Source organism: Bowmanella yangjiangensis (assembly GCF_018531185.1).
GTDB classification, from domain to species: Bacteria; Pseudomonadota; Gammaproteobacteria; order Enterobacterales; family Alteromonadaceae; genus Bowmanella; species Bowmanella yangjiangensis.
The window spans coordinates 176,714-202,473 of sequence record NZ_JAHDJU010000002.1 but is presented as its reverse complement, the minus strand read 5'-3'; the positions used below and the strand labels follow the sequence as shown (position 1 = coordinate 202,473).

At 45.4% G+C, this 25,760-nt stretch carries 19 protein-coding genes; 15 read left to right on the top strand and 4 right to left on the bottom strand.

Annotated elements, in window-relative coordinates; genetic code table 11:
• The first annotated feature begins 168 nt into the window (after window positions 1-168).
• The 3 genes from glmU to glmS all read left to right on the top strand — a co-directional run bounded on the left by glmU (window position 169) and on the right by glmS (window position 4,337).
• Window positions 169-1,527: a bifunctional UDP-N-acetylglucosamine diphosphorylase/glucosamine-1-phosphate N-acetyltransferase GlmU gene (gene glmU / locus KJY73_RS10435; protein ID WP_214343653.1), complete on the top strand. Its 1,359-nt coding sequence runs from the start codon at window positions 169-171 to the stop codon at window positions 1,525-1,527.
• A gap of 199 nt (window positions 1,528-1,726) precedes the next feature.
• Window positions 1,727-2,491, top strand: coding sequence for a DeoR/GlpR family DNA-binding transcription regulator (locus KJY73_RS10430; protein WP_214343652.1), 765 nt, complete (start codon window positions 1,727-1,729; stop codon window positions 2,489-2,491).
• Window positions 2,492-2,504: 13 nt separating this feature from the next.
• Window positions 2,505-4,337, top strand: a complete 1,833-nt coding sequence (glmS, locus tag KJY73_RS10425) for a glutamine--fructose-6-phosphate transaminase (isomerizing) (RefSeq protein ID WP_214343651.1) — start codon at window positions 2,505-2,507, stop codon at window positions 4,335-4,337.
• Between the two features lie 292 nt (window positions 4,338-4,629).
• Here glmS and KJY73_RS10420 read toward each other — a convergent pair whose 3' ends face one another.
• Both KJY73_RS10420 and KJY73_RS10415 read right to left on the bottom strand, forming a co-directional pair.
• Complete coding sequence (locus KJY73_RS10420; RefSeq protein ID WP_214343650.1) at window positions 4,630-6,288, bottom strand: amidohydrolase family protein; 1,659 nt, start codon at window positions 6,286-6,288, stop codon at window positions 4,630-4,632.
• Between the two features lie 28 nt (window positions 6,289-6,316).
• A complete protein-coding gene (locus tag KJY73_RS10415) occupies window positions 6,317-7,618 on the bottom strand; it encodes a hypothetical protein (RefSeq protein ID WP_214343649.1) in 1,302 nt (433 codons plus the stop codon).
• A 351-nt stretch (window positions 7,619-7,969) separates the two neighbouring features.
• Between KJY73_RS10415 and KJY73_RS10410 the strand changes: the two genes are divergently transcribed.
• Window positions 7,970-8,707, top strand: a complete 738-nt coding sequence (locus KJY73_RS10410; protein WP_214343648.1) for a hypothetical protein — start codon at window positions 7,970-7,972, stop codon at window positions 8,705-8,707.
• Window positions 8,708-8,994: 287 nt separating this feature from the next.
• Here the strand turns inward: KJY73_RS10410 and KJY73_RS10405 are convergent, their stop codons facing one another.
• Both KJY73_RS10405 and KJY73_RS10400 read right to left on the bottom strand, forming a co-directional pair.
• Complete coding sequence (locus KJY73_RS10405) at window positions 8,995-9,315, bottom strand: helix-turn-helix domain-containing protein (RefSeq protein ID WP_214343647.1); 321 nt, start codon at window positions 9,313-9,315, stop codon at window positions 8,995-8,997.
• A 141-nt stretch (window positions 9,316-9,456) separates the two neighbouring features.
• Window positions 9,457-9,888, bottom strand: a complete 432-nt coding sequence (locus KJY73_RS10400; RefSeq protein ID WP_214343646.1) for a hypothetical protein — start codon at window positions 9,886-9,888, stop codon at window positions 9,457-9,459.
• Between the two features lie 295 nt (window positions 9,889-10,183).
• Between KJY73_RS10400 and KJY73_RS10395 the strand changes: the two genes are divergently transcribed.
• The 11 genes from KJY73_RS10395 to KJY73_RS10345 all read left to right on the top strand — a co-directional run bounded on the left by KJY73_RS10395 (window position 10,184) and on the right by KJY73_RS10345 (window position 25,760).
• Entirely contained in the window at window positions 10,184-11,011 is an 828-nt protein-coding gene (locus KJY73_RS10395; protein WP_214343644.1) for a TnsA endonuclease C-terminal domain-containing protein, read from the top strand.
• Entirely contained in the window at window positions 10,995-13,076 is a 2,082-nt protein-coding gene (locus tag KJY73_RS10390; RefSeq protein WP_214343642.1) for a DDE-type integrase/transposase/recombinase, read from the top strand. The genes KJY73_RS10395 and KJY73_RS10390 overlap by 17 nt, the downstream gene beginning before the upstream one ends.
• Window positions 13,076-14,722 (top strand): AAA family ATPase, encoded by a 1,647-nt coding sequence (locus KJY73_RS10385; RefSeq protein WP_214343640.1) that lies wholly within the window; start codon window positions 13,076-13,078, stop codon window positions 14,720-14,722. The genes KJY73_RS10390 and KJY73_RS10385 overlap by 1 nt, the downstream gene beginning before the upstream one ends.
• 1 nt (window position 14,723) lies before the next feature.
• Window positions 14,724-16,232 carry a TnsD family Tn7-like transposition protein gene (locus KJY73_RS10380; RefSeq protein ID WP_214343638.1) on the top strand — a complete coding sequence of 503 codons (1,509 nt, stop codon included), beginning with the start codon at window positions 14,724-14,726 and terminating at the stop codon, window positions 16,230-16,232.
• Window positions 16,229-17,830 carry a Tn7-like element transposition protein TnsE gene (locus KJY73_RS10375; protein WP_214343636.1) on the top strand — a complete coding sequence of 534 codons (1,602 nt, stop codon included), beginning with the start codon at window positions 16,229-16,231 and terminating at the stop codon, window positions 17,828-17,830. Before KJY73_RS10380 ends, KJY73_RS10375 begins: the two co-directional genes overlap by 4 nt.
• A 97-nt stretch (window positions 17,831-17,927) precedes the next feature.
• Window positions 17,928-18,998, top strand: coding sequence for a DNA cytosine methyltransferase (locus KJY73_RS10370; RefSeq protein ID WP_269813754.1), 1,071 nt, complete (start codon window positions 17,928-17,930; stop codon window positions 18,996-18,998).
• Window positions 18,995-20,032 carry an HD domain-containing protein gene (locus KJY73_RS10365; protein ID WP_214343632.1) on the top strand — a complete coding sequence of 346 codons (1,038 nt, stop codon included), beginning with the start codon at window positions 18,995-18,997 and terminating at the stop codon, window positions 20,030-20,032. Before KJY73_RS10370 ends, KJY73_RS10365 begins: the two co-directional genes overlap by 4 nt.
• Entirely contained in the window at window positions 20,022-21,806 is a 1,785-nt protein-coding gene (locus KJY73_RS10360; protein ID WP_214343630.1) for an ORC-CDC6 family AAA ATPase, read from the top strand. Before KJY73_RS10365 ends, KJY73_RS10360 begins: the two co-directional genes overlap by 11 nt.
• Before the next feature lie 10 nt (window positions 21,807-21,816).
• On the top strand, window positions 21,817-22,749 hold the full coding sequence (locus KJY73_RS10355; protein ID WP_214343628.1) for an HFX_2341 family transcriptional regulator domain-containing protein: 933 nt from the start codon (window positions 21,817-21,819) through the stop codon (window positions 22,747-22,749).
• Between the two features lie 539 nt (window positions 22,750-23,288).
• Complete coding sequence (locus tag KJY73_RS10350) at window positions 23,289-24,080, top strand: transporter (protein WP_232848568.1); 792 nt, start codon at window positions 23,289-23,291, stop codon at window positions 24,078-24,080.
• A 123-nt stretch (window positions 24,081-24,203) separates the two neighbouring features.
• Window positions 24,204-25,760: an arylsulfatase gene (locus KJY73_RS10345; protein ID WP_232848567.1), complete on the top strand. Its 1,557-nt coding sequence runs from the start codon at window positions 24,204-24,206 to the stop codon at window positions 25,758-25,760.

The window sequence follows — 25,760 nt, the reverse complement described above, 5'->3', positions numbered from 1 at the left end:
AATGTGCGGTAAGTAAGATGAGTCAAACCAGCCAAGAAATAAGCTTCATTGCAATCCTTCCATTAAAGTCCATTTTCCGCTTATGGTTCAGCTTTATGAGCGTCGCGACTGGCACAAATCTCTACCTTGGTTAGAATAGCTGCCAAACAGGATCTAAAAGGAAACAACATGGCATTTTCTGTGGTTATTCTCGCAGCGGGCAAGGGAACCCGCATGAAATCCTCGTTACCCAAGGTATTGCACCCTATCGCGGGCAAACCCATGGTTCAGCATATTATCGATACGGTAAATGGCCTGGGCGCCCAGAACATTCATCTGGTATACGGCCATGGCGGTGAACAGCTCCAGCAAGCGCTTGCCCATAACCAGCTCACCTGGTGTTTGCAAGCCGAACAATTAGGCACCGGACATGCCGTTCAACAAGCGGTTCCAGCCCTGCAAGATCAGGAAGATGTCTTGATTCTGGTTGGTGACGCGCCTTTGATCAAAACACAAACCTTGCGCCAGTTACTTGATGTAAAGCAGGATTGTGATCTGGCGTTACTGACTGTAGAACTGGATGACCCCACTGGCATGGGACGGATTATCCGTAACGGCGATCAGGTGGTCGCTATTGTTGAGCATAAAGATGCCAGCGATGAACAGCGCCAAATCCGCGAAATTAATACCGGCATGATGATCATGAAAGGTGCCGACTTGAAACGCTGGCTGGCAAACCTGAACAATGACAACGCCCAGGGCGAGTTTTATTTAACTGACGTGATAGCCATGGCTGCCGCAGAAGGTAAACAAATTCGGGCGGCGCATCCGCAAACCGCCACCGAAGTCGAAGGTATCAATAATCGCAAGCAACTGGCAGCGATAGAACGAGCCTATCAGGCAGAGCAGGCTGAGCGCTTGATGATGGACGGGGTGAGTCTGCTGGATCCTGCGCGTTTTGACCTGCGTGGCGAGCTAAGCTGCGGGCAGGATGTCAGCATTGACGTCAATGTTATCGTGCAGGGCAAGGTGCAGATTGGCAATAACGTACAGATAGGCGCGAACTGCATACTGATCGATTGTGAAATTGGTGACAACTCAGTAATCGAGGCCAACAGTATCGTGGAGCAGGCCAAGGTTGGGGTAAATTGTCAGGTAGGCCCCTATGCCAGATTACGCCCTGGTGCGGTGCTGCATGAGAAAGCCAAAGTCGGCAACTTTGTTGAGATGAAAAAATCCACCTTAGGTAAAGGCTCAAAAGCCAACCATTTGACTTACCTGGGTGACAGCGAGGTGGGCGAAGGTGTCAACATTGGCGCTGGCACTATTACCTGTAACTATGACGGCGTGAATAAATTCAAGACCGTCATTAAAGACGGTGCCTTTATCGGTTCCAACAGTGCACTGGTTGCTCCTGCAGTGATCGGTGTTAACGCCACCGTAGGGGCGGGCTCCATCATCACCCAAGAAGTACCAGACGAACAGTTGGCCGTTGCGCGCGCCAAACAACGTAATATCAGTGGCTGGAAACGACCGGTTAAAAAATAAGCCCGAATTAGAACCTACCACTTTTAAGCCCGGCGTAAAGCCGGGCTTTTTATTGCCCGTCACCTAAGGCTGTTCGCCAAATCGCAGCCGGTTTTACAGCACACCGATGGGAAAACCCTTCGTCACAACATTTTTTACTTGCATAGAACAAATAATCACCTATCATAAGTTTCGTTGTGAAACTTTTAATTTCGATTTGATGTATAAACGAAACACTCAGCTACGTCGCCGCGCCATTGTAGACCGCCTGATGTCACAGGGGGAAGTAACAGTAGATGCACTGACAAAAGCATTTAGCACCTCTGAAGTGACTATCCGTAAAGATCTTACTGAGCTTGAGCGGAATGGTCTGCTGGTACGCAAATATGGCGGAGCCATGTTGTTGCCTCAAAATACTCACGAATTGGAAGAAGAACTTTCGGTTCGAAAGATATCCATAGCCAAAGCAGCCAGCCAGCTCATTCGTGATCATAACCGCATCATTATCGATAGCGGCAGTACCACTTCTGCATTGATTCCAGAGCTGAACAATAAGCGTGGCCTGGTGGTGATGACCAACGCGCTGCATGTAGCCACTAGCCTACTGGAGCTGGAGAACGAACCCACAGTATTGATGACCGGCGGTACTTGGGATACCCAATCCCATTCCTTTCAGGGTCAAATGGCTGAACAGATGCTCAGAGCCTATAACTTTGATCAGGCATTTTTGGGCGCCGCCGGACTGGATTTGGAAAAAGGTACCACTACTTTCAATGAATTGACGCAGTTATCTAAGGTAATGGCGGAAGTGGCTCAGCAGGTCATCGTACTGGCGGAGTCAGAAAAGTTACAACGTAAAATCCCTAATCTTGAACTGCCCTGGTCGCTGATCTCTGTTTTGGTAACCGATGATCAGATACCGGCAGAGGCCAAACGACAGATAGAACATAAAGGCGTAACGGTGATTTGCGCCGCCAGCGAATAAACGGAGAAAGACTATGTGTGGAATAGTAGGAGCCATTGCCGAGCGCAACGTTGTCAGCATACTGCTGGAAGGCTTAAAGCGACTGGAATACCGCGGCTATGACTCGGCAGGTGTCGCAGTACTGGACGCCCAGGGACAGTTACAGCGTGTGCGCCGTACTGGCAAGGTTCAGGAATTGGCAGATGCACTATTAGACAATCCCATTAAGGGCAGCACAGGTATTGCCCATACCCGCTGGGCCACCCACGGAGGTGTTACCGAAGCCAATGCGCACCCACACTTTTCAACCGCTCGCGTTGCCGTTGTACACAACGGAATTATCGAGAACTATCAAAGCTTACGTGAACAATTACGTGCCGAAGGTTTCCACTTCAGTTCTGATACCGACACCGAAACCATTGCGCATCAGGTAGAACTGGAACTTAAAAGCACCGACAACCTGCTGACAGCAGTACAGCGCGCAGTGAAGAAATTTCACGGCGCCTACGGTACTGTGGTTATCGACCAGCAAAACCCAGATAGCATGGTGGTGGCCCGTTCAGGTAGCCCCTTGGTCATAGGTCTGGGTATTGATGAAAACTTTATTGCCTCTGACCAGCTTGCGCTGCTGCCGGTAACCCGCCGCTTTATCTTCCTGGAAGAAGGGGATGTGGCTCGTATCAGCCGTACCGAAGTGCATATTTTTGATAAAGACGGCAAAGAAGTGCTGCGCCCCGTGCATGACTCAGAAATTGAACATGACGCCGGTGACAAAGGTGGCTACCGTCACTATATGCTTAAGGAAATCCATGAGCAGCCCACCGTGGTGCGCAACACACTTCAGGATCGTCTGACCCAAAGCGGCGTTGACCCACGAATCTTTGGTGCCTTGGCTCCGGATCTATTGGCAAAAGTTAAACACGTACAAATTATTGCCTGCGGCACCAGCTATCACTCGGGTATGACGGCCCGTTACTGGCTGGAGCAGTACGCCAACGTATCCTGTAACGTCGAGATTGCCTCTGAATTCCGCTATCGCAATTCTTTTGTGCATCCCAATAGCCTGCTGGTGACCATTTCCCAATCAGGTGAAACAGCGGATACCCTGGCTGCACTGCGTCTTGGTAAAGAACTCGGTTATATGGCCAGTCTGACCATCTGTAACGTGCCTGGCTCATCACTCGTACGTGAATCTGATCTGGCTTTTATGACACTGGCCGGCGCGGAAATTGGTGTAGCTTCCACCAAGGCTTTTACCACACAATTAACCGGTCTGCTGATGCTGACTCTGGCACTGGGCCAGTTTAACGGCATGGCTGAGAACGATCAGCACAAGATCGTCAGCGCTCTGCATAGCTTGCCTGCCAAGTTGGAAGAAACCCTGGCATTGACCGGCAATATCGAAAAACTGGCAGAAGAGTTTGCCGACAAAAATCACAGCCTGTTCCTGGGTCGTGGCGATCAATACCCCATTGCGATGGAAGGTGCCCTTAAATTAAAAGAGATTTCCTATATCCACGCAGAAGCCTATGCGTCAGGTGAGTTAAAGCATGGCCCGCTGGCCCTAATCGATGATGAAATGCCGGTCATAGTAGTGGCACCCAATAACGAACTGCTGGAAAAGCTCAAATCTAATGTGGAAGAAGTACGTGCCCGCGGCGGCATCATGTATGTATTTGCAGATAAAGATGCGCGCTTTGAGAGCGATGCCACCATGCGGGTAATCAACCTGCCCCATGTGGATAGCGTGATCGCACCTATTGTGTACACCATACCGCTACAGCTGCTGAGCTACTATGTGGCCATTATCAAGGGCACAGATGTAGATCAGCCGCGTAACTTGGCCAAATCGGTCACGGTGGAATAAGTTTCCAACCAAGAGTATTGGGGCCTGTGGGAGAGTAATAAAGTTTAATACTATGTATTAAAGTATCATACTTAGAAATAAAGATTCATTCTGGCAGGATTTGCTCCTGCCATTTATCCGCATAAGTATGATGTTTAGCCAATACTAGAAACAGGTTGACCTTCTCCCCAGATTTAACATCCATGATGTATTTTGAAGAAATGGTCAAATACAATTAGTTAGCACGTAGCACGTAGCACGTAGCACGTAGCACGTAGCACGTAGCACGTAGCACGTAGTGTTCACCGACAGGCTAACATGTCGCAACTGAACCATCAAAAAGCCTTTGGGCATTCAGATAAAAAAACTGGTTTTTTGCTTGTTGCCCTATATCATCACTACCAAACATATTTTCATTGATCATCTCGTTAAAGTAGTGATTAGCCCTGTCTAAGTAAGGTTTCCAGCTTGGCTGACTTGTTAGCATAAACCAATCAGAGCCGTACAATATACGTTCATAAAGCGTTTCATCGCCTATCATTTTTAGCTCTCGGAACAAACGTTTGGTCAATGCCTTACTGTCTTGAGTAAACCAAAATCCAAGATCACCATACCTATTGCCTACCCGCATCAATTCAAGAAATTCACTTGTCCAATTAGCATCCTTCGACGATTTAAATTCGCCTAAATGCCCAAAATTCACTTTAAGGTCGTGAAGCCCGTTAATATCAAACACCTTCTTCCAATAACTCGGCCCTCCAAACGCTGCCGCATTCTTTGGGAAGCCTTTACTTTTGTCACTATGCGCCATCACGACCGCGTTGTATTGTTTACAAAGTGTGTAAATTTCTACTAGGGCTTCTTGCACTGATTTCTCGTTCGGATATGCATTGACGTCGCACAAGCGAATATACTTCTCGAAGTTTGGATATAATTCGCCGTTAGGGGAAAACCCATGGGTAGGATAAATTTTGACACCTCTATAGAAGCCTTTCTTCAAAGTATCTTCAATGAAGTCTAAGTACGTCTTGCCCCTAACTATCAGCTTCATCGGGTTGACGCCCAATAGCGGTATGGTGTAGCCCTCTGTAATGCGATGTAATGCTTCATGCAGTATTACTTGAGACGCTATAGTAGAACTATATTCCTCCTCGCAACCACTTAACCAGTAGTCAAAATCTACCGTGACATCGGTTACATTCACTATCGAAGGTCCTGCGTCAGCGGCGGAAAAAACACTCTGGTATTCAGCTAAATTTGAAGAGCGCTTAGAGAGCATTCGCAGCACGAACGCCGCCAGTACGTCAATGCTTAAAAAATTCAGTTTATCAACTGCTAGTTTAGTCGACTTGGTACCTTTAGATTCAGCAGACTCACCCGCAATGGCATTAAATAAAAAGGCGCGGTCAAGCTTTACGCGCTCAAGGCTATTAAGCTCAATAGGGGTTAACGTTTCTTTCAAAATTGCGTTTCTGTTTGCTTCGTACTCTAGAATAGCCTGTTGAAGCTCTGCTCTTTCTTCCTCGGTCAACACTTCATAAAACGCTTCTGAGGCTTCTTGGTAGCCATGCTCATAATACGAAAATATACGCCGTTCTCGTAAGCCTGCGAGTTTGTCTTTATTAGATTCCAGATACGTTAACTCTTTTGACGCAGTAAGCGATAACGATGTCGCCAGTCTCTGTACAGCCCTTCCCGCTAACTTCATGAATACGCGAATTAAACTAATGTTGTAATAGTTAACTAAATCGCCAGCTACAGGGCCAGTTAGGTATTGCCCAGCAAGTAAGTCAGTACCATTAAAAAAATGAGCGTGTGCATCAACAACAGGATTCATGGTTTCGTTACAAGTTATAGGTTCAACGCGCGTCCTACTTCTGGATAGAAAATCGAATACTGCGCACCCCTGTATGACACTTGATGCACCAAGCAACACGCCCCCTTTAATGACAAGTCTTCTATTGTTATTCATTTGATGCTTCCTTCATCTCCGACAATGTCTATTGGGCTTGAGTTGAACCGAATACCGAGCCGGGGCCAGAGTCCTGTTTCAGACTTGATGTACCTAAAACATTTTCTATCAACGCCTCAACATCGGCCGTAGTTCCATCGTTTTGATACAACCACAGAAGCTGGGCCACAGCAGTAACCGGATCCAATGTCTCGCTCTCTTTAGAACAGGAAAACGAAGGCCATTTATCAGACAGGCCATGTTGATCAGTGTCTTGACTTGAGTAACTGTAGAATCCGTCTACGGCATTACACAGGACTCGAGGCTCTGCAACGTTAACACCGCGGTTGGTATGACTAGCCGAATACGAGTCTTGAATCATATGGATAATTGAACCAAGAGCTGCATTACTAACTTCTTCTGGGTCGCTTACTATGTCACAAATACTTGAATAAACTTTTCCATCGCAATGAAACGAAAACAACGTACTCAAATACCACGCGTCCCAATGATCTCTGGGCGAAGACCAGTCAGACAAAAATGAACCTAAGTGAGTCCATACCGTCCACGTTCGCGGATGTGTAAGTTTGTACTGCCAAGAAACGTCCCGTTTGTCGCACCAACCTCTGTTTCTTAGCGATTGCACTTGCACTGCGTCAATTAGTGAAGGATATGTGTTTTTTGCGACATCGCTTTCCCAGAAATCACAATACTTTAAGTTCTGATCAATGTTTTTCTTTGAGAAGTCAAATGCAAACTTAGCCCAGTCAATCATCTTTTGCTTAGTAACTCTGTATTTCTGGCCGTTTTGCTGCTCCATTGCATGAAGGAATTGCAAGCTACCATAATGACTTGCACACAACACACCGTCAGCAGCTAATATTATCCCTTCCCCCTCCTCCCGATCTTTCTCCATCCTTTTGGAACAGATACGTTTTACCGTAATGGCAAACTTTGCCGCTGTTGAAGAAGATTGATAAATTTGTCTGGTTGGATCGTCCGGCCACCGAACACTGGTAACGAGAGGTAGAAGTGAAGACAGTTTATTGGGGGGCTCTGAACCGTTTTTAGTGAAAATATCGAAAGGTTTGGTATGTAATAATTGAAAATCACAGTGGTCCGGTTTTTGACGAAGTGAGGGATCACCGAGGTTGTAATCTGATAAGCATTGAATGGCTAGCGCAGTAAGCAGTTCGTGATTTTTCTCCCATTCCAGCCCAAGCGCATTTAGTTGGTCTACTGAAAAGTCAGGCGATTCGTTGATGGTAATCGCTTTTTTACCAATCTCGTACGACATAGCTGAAGAGGCGAACAAAAGCCAGGTCGCAAACAAAACGCAACGTTTACTCATATCGCCATCCTTGGTGTTCATATATTAGTCAATTGAGAATGAAATTAGCACCCGCAGCGTTTAAGTGCAAAAAAACATTAACATTTCAGCACAACGTTAACTAAGAAATGGCGTACTTCCTCTCTTTCAAGGCAACAAGTGGGAGATTAATAAAGATTCATACTCAAAGGATTGGCTAAGTTAATGATATATCTAGATATAGGTTTTGGGTACCATAGAGGTACTACGTACCAAAACTAAACATAGTTTCCCACTGAGTAATTAAGTTTAATATTTTTTAGAATCTTCAAGTATAAAACAAGTCCATGTGAGGTTCCGAGAACCCGCAACATCTGACAGATAGGTGGATTAGTGAACCAACTAGAATGCTATGCGGATGAAAGATTAATCAATGGTTGCATCTATTGTGGAGCTCGAGCTGATACGAGGGACCATGTTCCTTCACGAATACTTTTAGAGTCACCTTATCCAGAAAACTTACCGACTGTCGCAGCTTGTAAAGCTTGTAACCAAGGATTCTCAAAAGATGAACAGTATTTGGTTTGCTTAGTAGAGTCAGTAATAGTCGGTTCGACTGAGCCGGAAAAAATCAAAAGACCCTCAGTTGCGAGGGCTATGGAAAGGTCTGAGGCACTGCGCACCCGAATCGAATCTCAAAAGTATTTCGCTAATGAGAGGATCATTTTTAATCCGGAAGAGGAGCGAGTTAGAAAAGTCATGCTGAAACTAGCTCGTGGTCATTCAGCTTTTGAACTGAGCCAGCCATGTCGAGACGAGCCGGATTATTTTTGGTGTGGACCATTGGAAATGCTAACCATAGAACAGCAACAGGATTTCATGGCTGCGCATGTGCAACAGCTGTATGGCGAGATTGGCTCACGTAATATGCAACGTATGATTCCTGCTGAAGTAACATTTAAATCTGAGTCTGGCTTCTTAGAAAAGAGAAAGGTATTAGTCAATGACTGGATTGGAGTTCAGGAAGAGCGTTACAGCTACCTTGCAATTGATGATCTCTCTGGCGTTACGGTCCGGATTTTAGTATCGAATTACTTGGCCTGTGAGGTGGTTTGGGAAATATATGCCTAACGAATTCACCTTCGGTAGGCGCTCATTAGCTGCCGGTTACGCAACCTTAATTGATAAGAAATACTTAAATGAATTGCTCTCAATCTAATTTGATAATATGCGTTGTGCCAGTCCCTATCCGTCAGGCTGACTAAAGCCAGCGTCTGTGGCAGTTCCAGAAGCTGACTTTCAGTAACGCGGTACTCTTCGGTCAACTGAAACGCCGATAACTAGTTAAAAACAGTCTTTTACTCAAGTAGCGCCGAACTAATCCTCAAACTCTTAGTTATACGTCCAGCATGGATCGGCTAAAGGGGGACGGTCTCACCTAATTTATGCACCGAAATGATTAACTCGCCATCTTTGTAGATCGGTTTAAATGTGAACCCAAGGTGGAATAAACAACCTATTAACTTGTCGATAGTGAACTTTTCGATGCGACCGTTAATTAAATCTACCAGTACGGCCTGATTTATACACATCGCTCTAGCTGCTGTTCTCAGATCCAAGCTATTAGATGCAATGATGTCGCGGATAATAATCATCAGGTCTGAGCGTGTTTGAAGCAAAAAGGCTTGAGCAGAATCTTGCGTGATGGCTTCAAAGATGTGGTCAAATTCGAGAGTCATTGTAAGTATTACTCAATACCGTGGTCCAGAGTAAGCGTTCTGCTTGAAAGCTAAGCTTGCAGTTTGGCTGATGCATCAGCTAGGCACAGCAGCAGACAAGGTGTTCTAGTCCAGCGCCTATAGCTGAGCAATGTTACAACCCTACTTGGTACTATTTGGAGAAAATGCATTCGACAGATCTTCATTAGATGCCGATAAGAGTTGCTGTGCGGCTTGGGTGGCGTCAGAATCCTTGATCTTTTCAACATACGCCTTCGTAAGGTCTGGGACCTCCGTATTGGCGTCAACTACGTTTTCAGCGCCTTGGGTCCTGAAGATATCATTGCTGATGTGATCTGGCTGGCAGCCCAATAAAACAGCGGTCGGAATAGCACGCTTAACAGCATCAACGACAGACCATTGGATACTAGTTGGGTTTTCGGCTTCACGGGAGCATTCAAACGCAAATTTACCTGATCCACGGTGAGAAACCAGCACGTCATCAAGCCCAGCATCAAATAGAGCGTTATCAACATCATCTAAGGACAACTGACGTTTTCCAGATTCAAATATCAGCGAAAACTTACAGATCATCTACAACTGTTCCTTACAGCAACTCAGTCTGTACAACAGAGTTTAACTCATTCAGCCGAAATCTACTCAGAACTGAATCGCTTCTCGATCGATATGTATTGACAAAGTATGCATTGATAAACAGCGTGGAGGGTTGAGCAGCGCAATGGGATTGAAGCCCGCGCTTCTGAGGGAGCAACCAAAGTACCCAAGATATTCCGGTTTTGAAAGGAACATTTGCAAGCAAGTAATAAAGTTGCATACCTAAACAGCCGAGCCTATTCTCGCGTTATAAACACAGGCTAGCGGTTTTTTAATGGCGGTACAAAAGAAAGGCTTTACCGAAGCCAGGTTTGCCAAATGGATGAAAGAGGGGCGCGGTAAAGGCCAGCATTCAGACTATAAGCCCTGGCTGACGGTCAGAGATTTGCCATCTCTTGGAAGGGTACACCGTGTATTTGGCCACAAGTCCAAACGTACCCACCATTTGCTGTCAGATCTTGAGCTTTCCGTGTTCCTGATGCTGGAATGGCATAACGAAATCACCCAAATACGTGAGCAATTCCCACTGGAGCGCGATACCACGCGCCAGTTAGCGGAAGCAGCAGGCATTAAACACCCTAATGTCGCTGGGGTTGATCAATATATGTCATCAGATTTTCTGGTGGATTCAGCCAATGATAATGAACCCAGATTCGTATTGCAGGCAAAATACGCTTCTGCCCTGCAAGATCCCAGAACAGTTGAGAAGCTGGAGCTAGAGCGACGATACTGGCAGGAAAAGAATCTTCCTTGGTACCTGATTACAGAGAACGATGTGCCCGCGGTAGTGACCAGAAACATAAATTGGCTCTATCAGCCTCAGCGGGAAGTGGCAGATATGGAGCTGGCATTACAGCGGATCGAATTCTATTCACATCATCTTGAAAAAAGCCCGACTAAGACAATTATTGCCATCTGCAAGGAACTGGACGCTGCCTACGATATGCCACTGGGTGAATCACTCTATGAGGTCAGACAACTGTTAGCAAAGCGCTACTTCACTTTTGACATTTTTATACCCACAACCAAACTCAAAGCCAGGGATCTACAGGCCGGAGATGTTGGCTTTATCCGAGAGGTGTATCTTGTTTCGAATCAATGAAGTGCTTAAATTCGGTGAGCAGCGTTACCGGGTATTGCAACCACTTGGCGAGTATCTGGTTTGGATCGATATTGACAATAGTTCAGCCTTTCCCGAGATAGCGTCAGTAAGTGACTTGTCAGAGGCCATCGAACAGGAAAACCTCGATCGCATTGATGACCCCCATAAGGAACTGGCTTTCGAATCACCTAAAGAGGGCACCACGGCCAGAATCAAGCGGGACAGCAATTATGAACTGATAAAACCATTGATCGACCTGCCCGACTTTTATGAACCAAAAAGCCGCGGTGCAGCCATCAAAAGCATTCTTGCCGAGAATGGCTCTACCAAACAAACCCTCTATCGGCTTGCCAGACGTTATTGGCAACGAGGCCAGACTCCAAACGCTCTGCTCCCCGACTACAAAAATTCTGGAGGTAAAGGTAAACGACGAATCGCCAAAGACAAGAAACTGGGCCGCCCACGCAAATACACTCCGGGTGTTGGCGCTAAGGTAGATGAGTTTGTTGAGCGCCTGTTTCGCATTGCCATAGACCGTTACCTGTTAAAGGACAAAGGGCACTCTTTTCCATATGCCCACCGGCGCTTCAATACCCTGTATCTCAACTATTTCCCGGATACACCAGAAGAGGAATTGCCCAGTAACTGGCAGATGATGCATTTCTATAAGCGTGAGTATCTACAGACGGAAAAACTCAAAAAGCGCATTTCAGCCAATGAATACAACAAAGATATCCGGCCTCTGCACAGCACAGCAAATACTCAGGTACTTGGGCCGGGCAGCCGGTACGAGATAGATGCCACAATTGCCGACGTGTATGTCGTTTCCGACAGTGAGCGGGGCAATATCGTTGGTCGTCCGGTGGTCTATATGGTGATCGACGTGTTCAGTCGGATGGTTGCCGGTTTCTATATCGGCTTCGAGAGTGCCTCCTATGTTGCCGCGATGCAGGCCTTGTATATGGCTGTGACGGATAAAACCAGTTACTGCAAGGAGCTCGGATTCGACATAGAGCCTGAACAATGGCCCAGTGTTGGGCTACCGGATGCAATCCTTGCAGATCGTGGCGAATTGCTGGGGCACCAAATAGAAAATCTGGAAAGTAATTTTGCTGTTCGGATAGAAAATACCCCTCCATACAGGGGTGACGCTAAGGGCATTATAGAGCGCAACTTTAAGACGGTTCAGGCCTCATTTGGATCCTTTGTGCCAGGTTACGTCACAGGAAATCGGGTTAAAAAGCGCGGCGGCAAGGATTATCGGCTGGATGCTAAACTTTCAGTCAAAGAATTTGCGCAAATTATCCTGTCCTCGGTGCTCTATCACAACCAGTACGCCGTTCTCGAGAAGTACGACAGAGACTCTGACATGCCTACTGACCTGCCGACAACTCCAGTCCATTTGTGGAATTGGGGACTGCAGCACAGAACTGGCCGTTTGCATCACGCCGAGCCGGACGCATTGCGGGTAGCCCTGTTACCCAGAAAAACGGCGAGTATTTCCGAATTGGGGGCCTGCTTGTTTGGCCTTTACTACACTTCGCCTGAATTTCTGCAACTGGGCTGGACGCATCGAGGTCGAACAGTGAAGCGGCCAGCAACGCTGGAAGCCGCCTACGACCCATTGGTTGCCGACCAAATTTACCTGTTCCCCGAGAAAGGCAGCAACAATTATTGGATCTGTAACCTGGCTGACCGCTCCCGGGAATTTAGAGGAGCGTCGTTCTGGGAGGTCTGGCAGGCCAGAGAAGAGCAAAAGAAAACAATCGGCAAGGCAAACGTGCAATCCAGAGCCAAAAAACGGCAACACGAAGAATTTGTAATCGACAAAATCAGTCATGCGACCAAAGTGGCCCCTGATACTTCCGGCATACCCAATGCACAGCGGCTCAGAGCTATCAATGAGAACAAACGCCAGGAAAAAACCAGAGAAAGAGCAGAAAAGGCACGCCGTCCGGATGCTGACAGTCATCGCCGCCCAGGCAATGTGATTCACCTGTCCGACCCCGAGCCAGATTTAGACTATCCGGATTATGTGGATGAGCTGTTTGGAGACGACGACTGATGCCTTTACCAGAAAACTACGTTGAGGCCGTATATGCCGACCCTGGTCTTGAACGTTATCGTGGCAATCCATTGATCGAGGCCTTACCGCCAATAATGGATCTGCAGGCCCTCAAGGTAAAACTCACCGGTAAAGTGGAGTTTAATCCACAGGATTGTTTCAGCAAGGGGCATCTTCGTGCTCACCAGATCAGTGCATTGCTTGATGATTTCTTTCAGCCTCTTTCCATCCACAAACAACTGGAAGAGAAAATTTCCGTCATGATCCGGGGTGGTTATGTGGGCCGCAATATCGCTGACGGTTCGCTGAACAAGAAGATGCAGGAAGGCTACCAACGGATCATGTCAGGTGTCACAAGTGATTTCAGGTTTTCACAAACCAACTCCACAGCCAAAAGCCTGTCACTGATTGGTTGTTCCGGCAGTGGTAAAAGTTCGACCATTAACCGCATATTGGCAACCTATCCGCAGGTCATCTATCACCAGGATTACAACGCCATTCAGCTACCCTACCTGAGGATCGAATGCCCCTCCGACGGCTCCCTTAAAAGCTTGTGCCTGAACTTCTTTCGTGAGGTAGATCGCACTCTGCACACGGGGTACGAGGAAAAGTATGCCCGTAAGCGTCACAGTACCGAAGTGCTACTCTCTTTAATGGGCCAGGTGGCAACACAACGGGCGGTCGGCGTACTGGTTATCGACGAAATTCAACGCCTGACACTGAAGCGCTCCATCAGTAAAGAAGCCATGCTGGAATTTTTTGTGGCGTTGGTAAATGTTATCGGTGTGCCTGTAGTAATGGTGGGAACCCCAAAAGCCAGACCCATATTCGAAATGGAATTACAGGCCGGTCGGCGCAGCGCCGGTTTTGGCTCATTGTTTTGGGAGCCGATGAAACCGGGGCCAGTCAGAATTAACCCCAAAACGGGTGAGCCAAAAAAAACAGAATGGCAGGCCTTTACCGACAAGCTCTGGCAATACCAATGGCTTACTAACCGAGATGAAATTCTGAGCGATGAAATCCGCGACTGCTGGTTTGACTTGTCACAAGGTGTGCTGGATATCGTCGTAAAGCTGTTTGTACTTGCACAGATGCGAGCTATATCCACTGGGCTTGAACGAATTACTGTTAAACTGTTGCGTACCGTTTATCAGCAAGAGCTGAAGCCGGTGCACCCCATGCTTGATGCTCTGCGCAGAGGCGACCCGGAACTTATCGTTAAATATTCGGATTTACAGTTGCCCGACATGGACAAACGCCTGCTTGAGTTAAGACAGGTGATTGATGAGCGGCAGGCCGAAAAAGAGCGCATCCCGGCCTTTGGAAGTAATGAAAAAGCATTACGTCTGTATACCATGCTGCAAGGGATGGGCTGCGAATCCGGATTACTTGAGCCGCTTATCGAAAATGCTTTCCAACAGTACCCTGAGCTTTCGTTGCCCGAGCTGAGCCGAATCATCCTGGATTGGTATTCCACTCCGCCCAAAAGCCGCAAACCTAAGGCAACAAACGTCAAATCAACCGGCTGGCATACGCTACCCTCAGACGATTTGCGGTTCAAATTCTCACAGGCAGAAAAAGGCCGTTTTTATCACGAGCTGCAATATGGCAAAGAGCTGTTCGATGTTTCTACCTGGCTGAGCTGAGATGCTGGGTTTTCCCCTGCCTTACCGCAATGAGCTGCTCTACAGCACCATAGCAAGGCATGGGGTTCACAGCGGCATAGTCTCACCCAAAGAGCTGTTGCAGGAAGTGTACGGTGATACTAGGATCATCGCGACATCCGATTTGCCCGGGCATCTGAATCGTATCGTAGCGCTTTACCCGGAAAAAATAGGCATAACAGCGAGTGATTTGCTCTACAACAACACGCTATTTCCTCTGTATGCCCCCTTTATCGGAGAAGCCCGGCGAAAGTCCCTGATCCGGGAGCTGACTACAGACGGCAAAAGCTCCGTTCATCTGATAACTGGCGCAACGGCCTCGCGCGTTAAGCAGCCGGAATATCTTCGATATTGCCCTGGATGTATTGAACAGCAACTGCACGAGTTTGGAGAATGTTACTGGCGGCGAGACTGGCAAGTGGCTGGCGTCGATAATTGCCCGGTTCATGGACGACTTATTGACTCAAACATTCCTCGCCACGATATTCACCGCCACCAGTTTACCCCAGTCAATGCAGATACATGCATACAGCCAGAACAACAGTCTGGCTCCTGGCAAAGCGTTTTAATTGCACGAAGTATAAATGAGCTTCTAAAGCTAAAGCAGATAGTGGTTCCTGAACTTGTGCAGTGGGGGTGTTGGTATAAAAAGCTCGCAGCAGACCACAATCTAAATCGCAGAAGCCAGATACACCATGAACAGGTACAGCAGAAAGTCATTGCGTTTTGGGGAGCAGACTGGCTGACCCGGCAAAAACTCATGCCAGACGGCGGCGAGTCAAGCTGGCTGCGAAATATGTTTCGCAAGCACCGAAAAGCATTCAGCTATCTTGAGCATTTAATTGTCCTGCATTCCTTTCTGGAAGCAGGGTGGAAGCTGGCCGATGTGGTTACTTTTGTTGCACGACTCCAGCCGAAAGCCAGGACCTCAACCACCGCGCTGCAGGAAATGGATCAAACTCAATTGGAGAGCTACCGCAGAAGCTGGCTGGACGCCGTAGGAAAATACGGAACCAAAATGGCTCGCCTTAGCGGATACGGAGACGTGTACGCCTGGTTGTATCGTCATGATAGAAACTGGTTAATGGAAGTAAACCTTAGCCATAAGGCTCCGAAACCGAAATATGAAGGCAAAATCGACTGGCATAAGCGAGACGTAAATACGGTCAAAAGCTTGATAGCATTGTGCAACGGAAACGAATGCAGACTGGATGATCCCCGTCGCTCAAAGAACTGGTATCTGAACCAACTGAAGCAAAGAGCGGGGATAGAGAAACACCTGAAACTACTGCCATTGTGCAGTTTGTTTTTTGATCGTTACTGTGAAAATATATTTGAATATCAGATTAGAAGAATGTCCCGGACCGCTATAAGTACAGTGCAAAGCGGTGGGCCTTTTAAACGCTGGCAGGTGCTGAGATGGTCCGGACTGAGTGAAGAACGCCTCACCGAACCAGCTCGCCGGTTTCTAAAGGAGATACTCGGGATTTGACTGGTAGTACCCGATTAAAAGGATTCAAAGACGATACCTGGATTAATGGTATCGGTGAGCTGTTTTGCAAAAAAGATGGTACCCAGTGGGGTGTTAACCTGAGCATTTATCCCAGTAAGGAAAGAGGGAAAGATGCCAGTATCCTGTCCAATGCGCCTATCCTGATCCGCAAAAGAATTATCAACCCCACCAAAGACTATTACCCCAGAGGACTTGAGAAGGCATTAACCATTGCGACAACCCGCAACTGGCAGGTTAATGTTATCGGTAATTGCCCTGCCCGTGACAGGCCTTTGCCCAAGGAAGCCGGGCAGCATTGTTTTGTGTTTCAGTTATCCGATGGCACCACTATATACCTGCCTCAGTTTGAGCTGGCCCGGGCGCTCTTTTTCCACTACGGCTATCTGGCCCGATCATCCGTAGTGCATGACTTGCTGAGCAACGAATACACTCTGGAGTACGACGAAGAGAACAACAGTGCAGTTATCACTGTGCTGGAAACCTTCTCAGGCAATTGGGAGCTGTTTAACGATTACAGTTTCCGGCGGCTTCTTGCCTGGTTGTTATTGGATAAAGAGGCTCGGCGTTCTTACAACAGCATTGGGCGTTATCAGTTGAACGACGGATACGATCAGGGGCAATATCGTCGCTGGAATTTCCGGTTCGATCCCCCTGAACTGAAAGATGCCATGTTGGATGTAAGGGGCAACTTCGACACCAACAGTCAGACTATGCTTATTTACGAAATCACCAGCATAAGAAACATCCCCGTCAATATTCCCGAGCATGTTGATTTTTTCAGCCCCAGATTCTTCACTCAGATTCCTGGTCGAGGCAGCGGATCGGGTAGTGATGCTGAAAGGCCTTCCGGCCACAACGTTGATGATGCTGAAGAAGGCAGCCGAGAGAATAAACCGGTCTTGCTCAGCGAGAATACTACCGTATTTGAGTTTAAAACGGCGGTGGAAACATCAAAAGTCAGCAAGAAAAGAAAGGCTGCGGGCCGGGACCAAAAGGACGACAACGAGCCGGGCGAAGCCTCCCGTGATGTCAGTACCGAGGAACAAGGCCCAGAAGGGAACTTACCCAGCGCCGAATGGGATAATCTTGACGACCAAACAGATGACACACACCTATATCTGAACAAGTTCGCCAGCTACTTTGAGATGCTAAAGTTGCTCGAAGAGAACCATGGCTGTAAGGTCATCATATACCCACTCAGAAAATTGCCAGCGATTGGTAAGTGCAGGATGCATATCCTGAAAACTGATAGCAACCCAAGGTGCCTGTCAGTAGCTCATGTTACAGCGCAAGGCATTGGGTACTACTTGTTGGAAGTGGATACATCAGACGCGAAAAAAGCGCTATCTACGAGAGTTATCCTCGCCAAAGCCGTCGGAGACATTGAACCTCACCTTCATGAGATCGAGAAACAGCTGCTGAAGGCATCCCTATCCTGGTCGAAGGAGCATTTGGACAAGTTGGTTGGCGCAGACAACCATCTCTGGGTACCGCATCAACAATCGTACCGAGAGGGGGCTTTGACTGCAGGAGATATAGAGAAGTGGGCGGAACGAATGCAAGTTCGCCTTTCATAGGTTGTTTACAAAGCACTCGTTGCACAGCGTTTTAATTTGACACTTGGATACATTGGAAGCTACGCTGCGCGTAGTTAACTTTATCTCTTAATTAGTAATGATAGGAATAGATTTATTTGCAGGTGCGGGAGGAATGTCCCTGGGAGCCCGTTTAGCCGGTGTTGATGTCCAAGTGGTTGTCGAAGCCGATAAGCACGCAGCGGCTACGTATGCACGCAATCATGTACCTTCGGTAGGTATGTTCGATGATGATATTCGCAACTTCCAAAAAATTGAGTTAGTGAATCAACGAAATGAACCTGTGGTGGTGTTCGGTGGACCTCCATGCCAAGGGTTTTCTACTTCTAACCAACGTACAAGAAGTTCTGATAACCAAAATAACTGGCTGTTTAAGGAATTTCTGCGTGTAGTCGAAATGTACATGCCTGATTGGGTCGTTTTTGAAAATGTTAAAGGAATATTGGAAACCGAAGGCGGAATTTTTGCGGAGCAAATGATAACGTCACTGTCTGAACTTGGATACTCATGTGAGTCCGAGGTGCTAAATGCCATCAATTTCGGAGTGCCACAAAAGCGAGATCGATTTTTCATCGTCGGCAATTTGCATGGGCAAAGGTTTAAATTCCCAGAAGGCTGTACGAATTCTACAGTGACAGTAAGAGATGCTTTAGAGGACTTGCCAGCACTAGAAAATGGCAGTTCCGAGTGCTTCAAGCATTATAAGAAAATAAGGAAACCATCACAGTACTCCCAAATGATGAGGGGGGGATTAGATGGGTGCAATAATAACCTTGTGACTAGAAATGCACCATTTATAATAGAGCGGTATAAGCACATACCTCAAGGTGGGAACTGGGAAAGTATTCCAGTTGAGTTAATGGCCAATTACAAAGACAGGAGTCGCTGTCATACGGGGATATATCGCCGGTTGTGCGAAAATAGCCCGTCAGTTGTTATAGGGAATTACAGGAAAAATATGCTAATCCATCCCCACCAAGACCGAGGCTTGTCTGTCAGGGAGGCAGCCAGACTGCAATCTTTCCCTGATTCATTTGTGTTTGAAGGAAGCATAGGTTTTCAACAGCAGCAAGTTGGAAATGCTGTTCCTCCATTACTCGCCAAGGCGATTTTCGAATCAATTGTTTCTTATCATTTGGGAACGCAATGACGCGATTTAACACTCTGCTAGAAAAAGCTTTTGAAGAAACATACAACGCAGACGAGATGCCAAGCAAAGCTGACTATGTATCTAAATACAAGGCTATGAAAGATTGGCTTGATAGGAATTGTTATAGGTTCATCGGCTCAGCTACAAGTGCTGAGGATGGCAGTTTCTTCACTGACCATGGTCCAGAACATTTTGAAGAAGTAATAAAATACGCTGGAATGTTACTAGGTATTTCAAGTGATAACGCGAAATGCGAATTAACTTCATATGAAGTGTTCTTATTGCTGTCTGCTATTTTGCTACATGACGCGGGGAATGTATTTAGCCGTCATGGGCACGAGAAAAAACCAATGACTATACTCAACGAAATGGGTATGGTCGCGATAGAAACTCCGGTTGAGCGAAAGATAATTGCTGACATAGCTGCAAGTCACGGAGGAAAAGTAAATGGGGGTGATAAAGATACTATTAATGCACGTATCAAGCATAGAGAAAGTAATTTCGTTTCCATTTCCTATAGGCCAAGATTGGTCGCAGCTATAGTAAGATTTGCAGATGAAATATGCGAAAACCAAACTAGAACTTCATCGTTTCTAACGAACGTAACTGACCTACCTAAAACCAGTCAAGTCTTCCATTTATATGCAACATCTATCTCAAGTTGCACTGTCGATCTAAGATCAAGAAGAGTTAACGTTCATTATTCTTTATACGAAAAGGATGTTAAGACGAAATTTGGCAAACTTGATTCTGATTGTTACTTGATTGACGAAATATTTGATCGAGTTGAAAAAATGTACCAAGAGTTGATGTATTGCTCTAAGTTTTTTAGTGGCCTAATTGCAGTAGATGGGATACGGGCGAGAATAACAGTATACGATGAAGAACATGAAGAAATAGATGAGTTGACTATTGATAGCGAAGAAGGATACCCATCAGCAAAACTAGATTTGAGAAAGAAGCATCCAAGCTGGGTTGGAGAGAATCTTAACAAAAGAATATGTCAGATAGAGGGTGCTTCTAATGGTGGTTAATTTTACAAATCCTTTTGAAGTTAGAACACCTGAGGCTTTGTCAGCTCAAGAAGTTGCGAAGTTATTTGTAGACGTGTTTAGTGACTTTAAAAAAGTTGATGATCAAAGTCATACATTTATTCAAGGGCCACGTGGGACAGGAAAGAGCATGATGCTCCGATACATGGAACCTGATGTACAAATAGCTGCCTGTAAGGCCGCAAGAATTCAAGATTTGGAATTTTTTGCGTTACATATACCCATCAAAAAAGCTTGGTCTGATATTACAGAGTGGGATCTTTTAGACGGAACTATGTATCAATATTTGGCTGAACATTTAATGATTAGCCATATTACATACTGCTTATTTAGATCGTTAAGCAAGAATATTGAAATAAGTGACTTGGACAAAGGCGTTTTAGATTATCTGAATAGCTTACTGATAGGATGTGGTTCTAAAGAGATAAATATCGACGAGCTATGTACATTAGGAAGTCTCACTTCCCACTTTCATACTGAGTTCAACAAAATTAAGTCCTTTGTTAAGAGATTAATGTTTTCGAAGCCGGAAACATTAGATTACGACGGAGGCTTGCTCTCGTATTTAGATTTTCTTGTTCCACTGTTAGAAAAACTTAAGGAACAAACGTGGGGGTGCGGTGGACCTTTTTATTTGATGATAGATGATGCAGACTTGTTAGATGTGAGGATGCAGCGTATTTTAAATACTTGGGTATCTTGTCGAACTATAGATTCGGTATGTTTAAAAGTTGCGACTCAGAATCGTTATGCAACTTATCGAACAATAGACGGCAAGTTAATTGAGTCACCACACGATTATAGTGAAGTAAATATAAGTGAACTTTATACGCGAAAAGAGAACAGGTATGCAAAGCGCGTAAAAGATATAATTGAAAAGAGACTTGAACTTGTTGGAATACACGTTCCTGTAGAAGAGTTCTTTCCTGAAGATTTGGCACAAAGAGAAAAAATTGAAGAAATAAAGTGTGACTTAAAGTCTAAACACGAGGCAGGAAAGGGGCGCGGGACAAGGGCCTCTGATGATGTAATCAGATATGCAACTCCAATTTACATGTCGATGCTTGCAGGGAAGAGAAAGTCTAGTTCTACTTATAGCTATGCCGGATTTAAAAGCATGGTGGATTTGTCTTCTGGTATTATACGCTGGTTTATAGACCCAGCAGCAAAGATGTTTGGCGAGTTGATTTCATCAGGTAACACTCAAAGTAAAGATGCTTTTACTAAAGAAGGAAAAATTGCAAAAATACCTCCTTCTATACAGGATAAGGTGTTAAAAGAGTGGTCCTACTCTTTTATTGATGATGAATTACCAAAAATAGAAGATAAGAACGAGGTAGACGTAGAACACTCTGTGTACTCGAAGGTGCATAACTTACTGGTAAGTTTAGGAATGCTTTTCAGAGAGAGATTGTTGGATGAACAGGCGTCAGAAAGAAAGCTTCTTTCATTTGTACTAGCTAATCCTGAGGCTTTAAGAAACGAAACTAAAAAAATTCTTTCGTTGGCTGTAGATCTAGGTTACCTACAGTATTCGTCCCATGGCTCTAAGGAGGGTATTGGTAGGAAACCAAAGTATACACTCTCTCATAGGCTGGCGCCTTATTTTCAGCTTGATCCTAGCGGGTACGCATACAGTATGTCTATAACTTCTGAAATACTGGAGATTGCTCTTGTGAGTCCCAATCGTTTTGTTAGAAGTCGTTTAAAAGGAAATGATAGTAGTAGTCTCTTCCAAGCTAGCCTTGATATATAGGTGATCTAATATGATACAGGAAATAGTAAAGCGAGGTCAGCTGGAAAGTAAGATCAACGTAAGTGAGTCAGTGTTGATTTGTAGTACAAGTTTCGAAGATAGATGGAACGTTGTATTAGAAGATATTGGAAGCAAAAAATGGAAGCAAGTCGTATTATTTAATAGTCCTAAATATAGTGCAGATGGGTTATTACTTTCCGGTAAATTCAATATTACCTCAGCACGTTGTGTATACTCTGAACCAATTGATGTATTGCTAACTTGCAATGAAATTTTAGTGCCCCACTTAAAGGTTTTAATAGCCTCCGGAACTAAGATAGTTTTTGATATCTCAACTTTTACCAGAGAAATGCTACTTATAATACTAAAGGTGCTTGATCATTATAATTTTTTAACGCATTGCACTTTTGTTTATACTCCGTCTAAATCAATGAATAGAAACTGGCTTTCAAAGGGAGTGTTAAATACAAGGTCGGTTCTTGGATACGCTGGAGACTTTGACCTTGGTAGCGAAACACATTTAATTCTATTTAGCGGTTTTGAAGTAGAGAGATCTATCGAAGCTATTGAAGAGTATGAACCTACTTATCTAACTGTGCTTAGTGGAGACAGCAGATCATCCTACAGCCGCGATTATTATTCACGTAGTAAGCAGCTAGTAGAAAATTTAAAAACACATTACGGCTCAAATGTTTTCTCTGAAGAAATTGATATAACTGATTTAGAGAAATTAAAGAACTATATTCTTGAGTTATTAAAATCAGAGAAATTTCATAACCAAAATGTGGTGATAGTCCCCTTATCAAACAAAATCTCTACTCTAGCCCTGGGTTTAGCTATGTTGGAGTTTAGCCGCGCACAAGTCATCTACCCTCAACCAGCTGAATATAATGTACAGGAGTATTCCGAAGCTGCGGAGGAATACTTTATATTCAGAATGTAGTCTGGGAGAACCTAGCATTCTTATATTTTAAGTAGCTAGGTATCTTTAATATGCTAAGTTACTATACGTATATTAAATTGCTACAGCGCCTTATTGATTCCCTACCTGCATGGCTAAATACCATCATACAGTATTCTAGTTTTTTAGTTATTGCTCATAGTACTTGTCCGCAAAAAAGCAGCAGTCCTATTGTGGTCATAGTATGAGACATTATTACTTTATGATTACTCTGAATCTGAGTGAGTTCCGCTTTCAGTATGATACTTTATTATTGGTGAAACTGTTTCATAGCGCATTGAAAAATGGTTCTTAAGATGCAGCAGTATGGAACTTTATTACTCTCCCACAGGGCCTTCGGGCCCCTTTTTTTTAGTAAAAAAGGCCACTCCCAGTGGGGAAAATGATGGAAGAGAGAACTAAGAAATTAAACAAAAAAGGCTTTTTAATTCAATGGAAAAATAGAAAAAAGTGAGTTCCTTGTCAGTCGGGGAAAATGAGCTATCTTAAATTATGCACTTATTCCTCAAGGATGGGATTGAATGAAGCAACTATTCCTATTTATCGCGTTGACGACACCTTTTTCCGCATTAGCTGATAACGATGAATTAGCCAAAAAACTCGCCAACCCGGTATCGAGTCTTATCAGTGTGCCATTTCAAAACAACTTGGATTATGGCGGTGGGAAAAACGGCAATGGTTTTCGTTATACCCTGAATATACAGCCTGTCATCCCCATTTCTTTAAATGAAGACTGGAATCTTATTAGCCGCACCATCATCCCTGTAACTCATCAGGATAACTACTATCTCGATCAAAATAGCTGGAGCCAAACCGGCATCGGAGACGTCGTTCAAAGTTTATTTTTTTCTCCTAAAGCTCCTACATCAGGGGGAATGACCTGGGGGATCGGGCCGGTTTTTCTTGTCCCCACCGCCACCAGCGATTTTACCGGTACAGAAAAATGGGGGGCAGGTATAACAGGCGTTGCGCTTATACAGAATGGGAAATGGACCTATGGCGCACTGATTAACCATCTTACAGACGTAGCTGGTAGTGACCGCAGAGGCGACCTAAATGCCAGTTTTATCCAACCTTTTGTGAGTTATGGGCTGGGCCAAGGCCAGACATTATCTGCAAACTTTGAAGCCACTTACGATTGGGAAGGTAACCAATGGTCTGCGCCTATCAACCTAGCTTGGAACAAAGTAACTCAATGGGGAGAGCAGACGATTCAATATGGTTTCGGCGTTCGTTATTGGGTTGAAAATACAGATAGTGCACCAGAAGACTTTGGATTCAGACTCAACCTGATTCTACTTTTTCCTAAGTGATGGAATTTATCAATGCATGCGCCTAGGCGTGTGCGCAAATAAAGATATTAAGGAACTTGTTGTCAATTAATAACAAGAGAGAAGGCAGATAATTACTGACTTAGCGACATTATGGAGATAGCCATGAAATACAATGTGATAATGAAACAGCTTTCAAGGCTGATAGCATCATCGCTTTTACTTTTTACGGTAGCGTCGTACGCAGAAGTAAGCACTGAAAAACCGAATATTTTAGTGATTTGGGGAGATGATGTGGGCATGTGGAATATCAGTGCCTACCACCGTGGCATGATGGGGGGCTCCACCCCCAATATTGATCGAATTGCGGATGAAGGCATGATTTTTATGGACCATTATGCTCAGGCATCCTGCACGGCTGGCAGAGCCGCATTCTTACTAGGGCAATACCCGATGCGAACGGGGCTAAGTACTGTTGGTTTGCCTGGGGCAAAAGAGGGTATCCAGGCTTCCGATCCTACACTTGCGACCATGTTAAAAAGTAAAGGCTATGTCACCGGACAATTCGGCAAGAACCATTTAGGCGATCTAGACGAGCACTTGCCAACCAACCATGGCTTTGATGAGTTTTATGGCATTCTGTATCACCTGAATGCAGGAGAGTACCCAGAGCAATACGATTACCCCAAAAATGAACAAACTCAGGAGAAACTGGGGTTGAAAATGCGGGGGGTCATCCACTCATTTGCCCAACCTGATGGCAAGCAAAAAATTGAGGATCTCGGTGCATTTGGAGCTGAACGCCAGAAAACCCTGGATTCCGAAGTACTACAACAGTCGAAACGCTTTATTACTGACGCCGTAAAGGCCCAAAAGCCCTTTTTCGTCTGGCACAATACAACTCGCATGCACTACAAGACGCATCTGACGGACGAGTATCAAGGTTCAACGGGGTACGGCATTTATGCTGATGGAATGAAAGAATTGGACGACGACATTGGCGAACTCCTTGGTCTTTTAGATGACCTAGGCGTGGCTGACAACACCATAGTCATGTTTTCTACTGACAATGGCGCCGCATCTAACTCATGGCCAGATGGCGGTAATCAGCCATTTCATGGGGAAAAAGGTGTAGGTGGCTGGGAAGGTGGGTTTAAAGTTCCCATGTTGGTGAAATGGAAAGGACATATCCCGGCAGGAAAAAGCACCGGCGAATTCATGACCATGGAAGATTGGATGCCCACGTTAATGTCCTGGCTGGGTGAAGATAACCTCAAGCAAGACTTACTCAAAGGTAAGCGTATTGGCGGGAAGAAATATAAGGTACACCTGGACGGCTATGACCAAAGTGACCTGCTTCTGAACAACGGTAAAACCAAGCGCAAAGATTTTTACTACTTCACCGAGACCACTTTTCACGGTATGCGCTATGGTGACTGGAAATTACTCTTTATCGAGCAAGATGAATGGTTCCGCGCCACTCAACAGTCTATGACCACCCCCTATATCATTAACCTGAAGCTTGACCCTTTTGAGCGTTTCGTAAATGCCAGAGGGTATGACGAATGGGCAGAAAACCGGAGCTGGTTATTGGGGCCAGCTGGAAAACAGATTGCTGGATTTGTAGAAACCTTTAAAGCTTTTCCACCCAGTCAGAAAAGCATGTCAGTGCAAGTAGATAGCGTTAGCAAACTGATCAATTCACAAGCTGTAGGTCAGTAA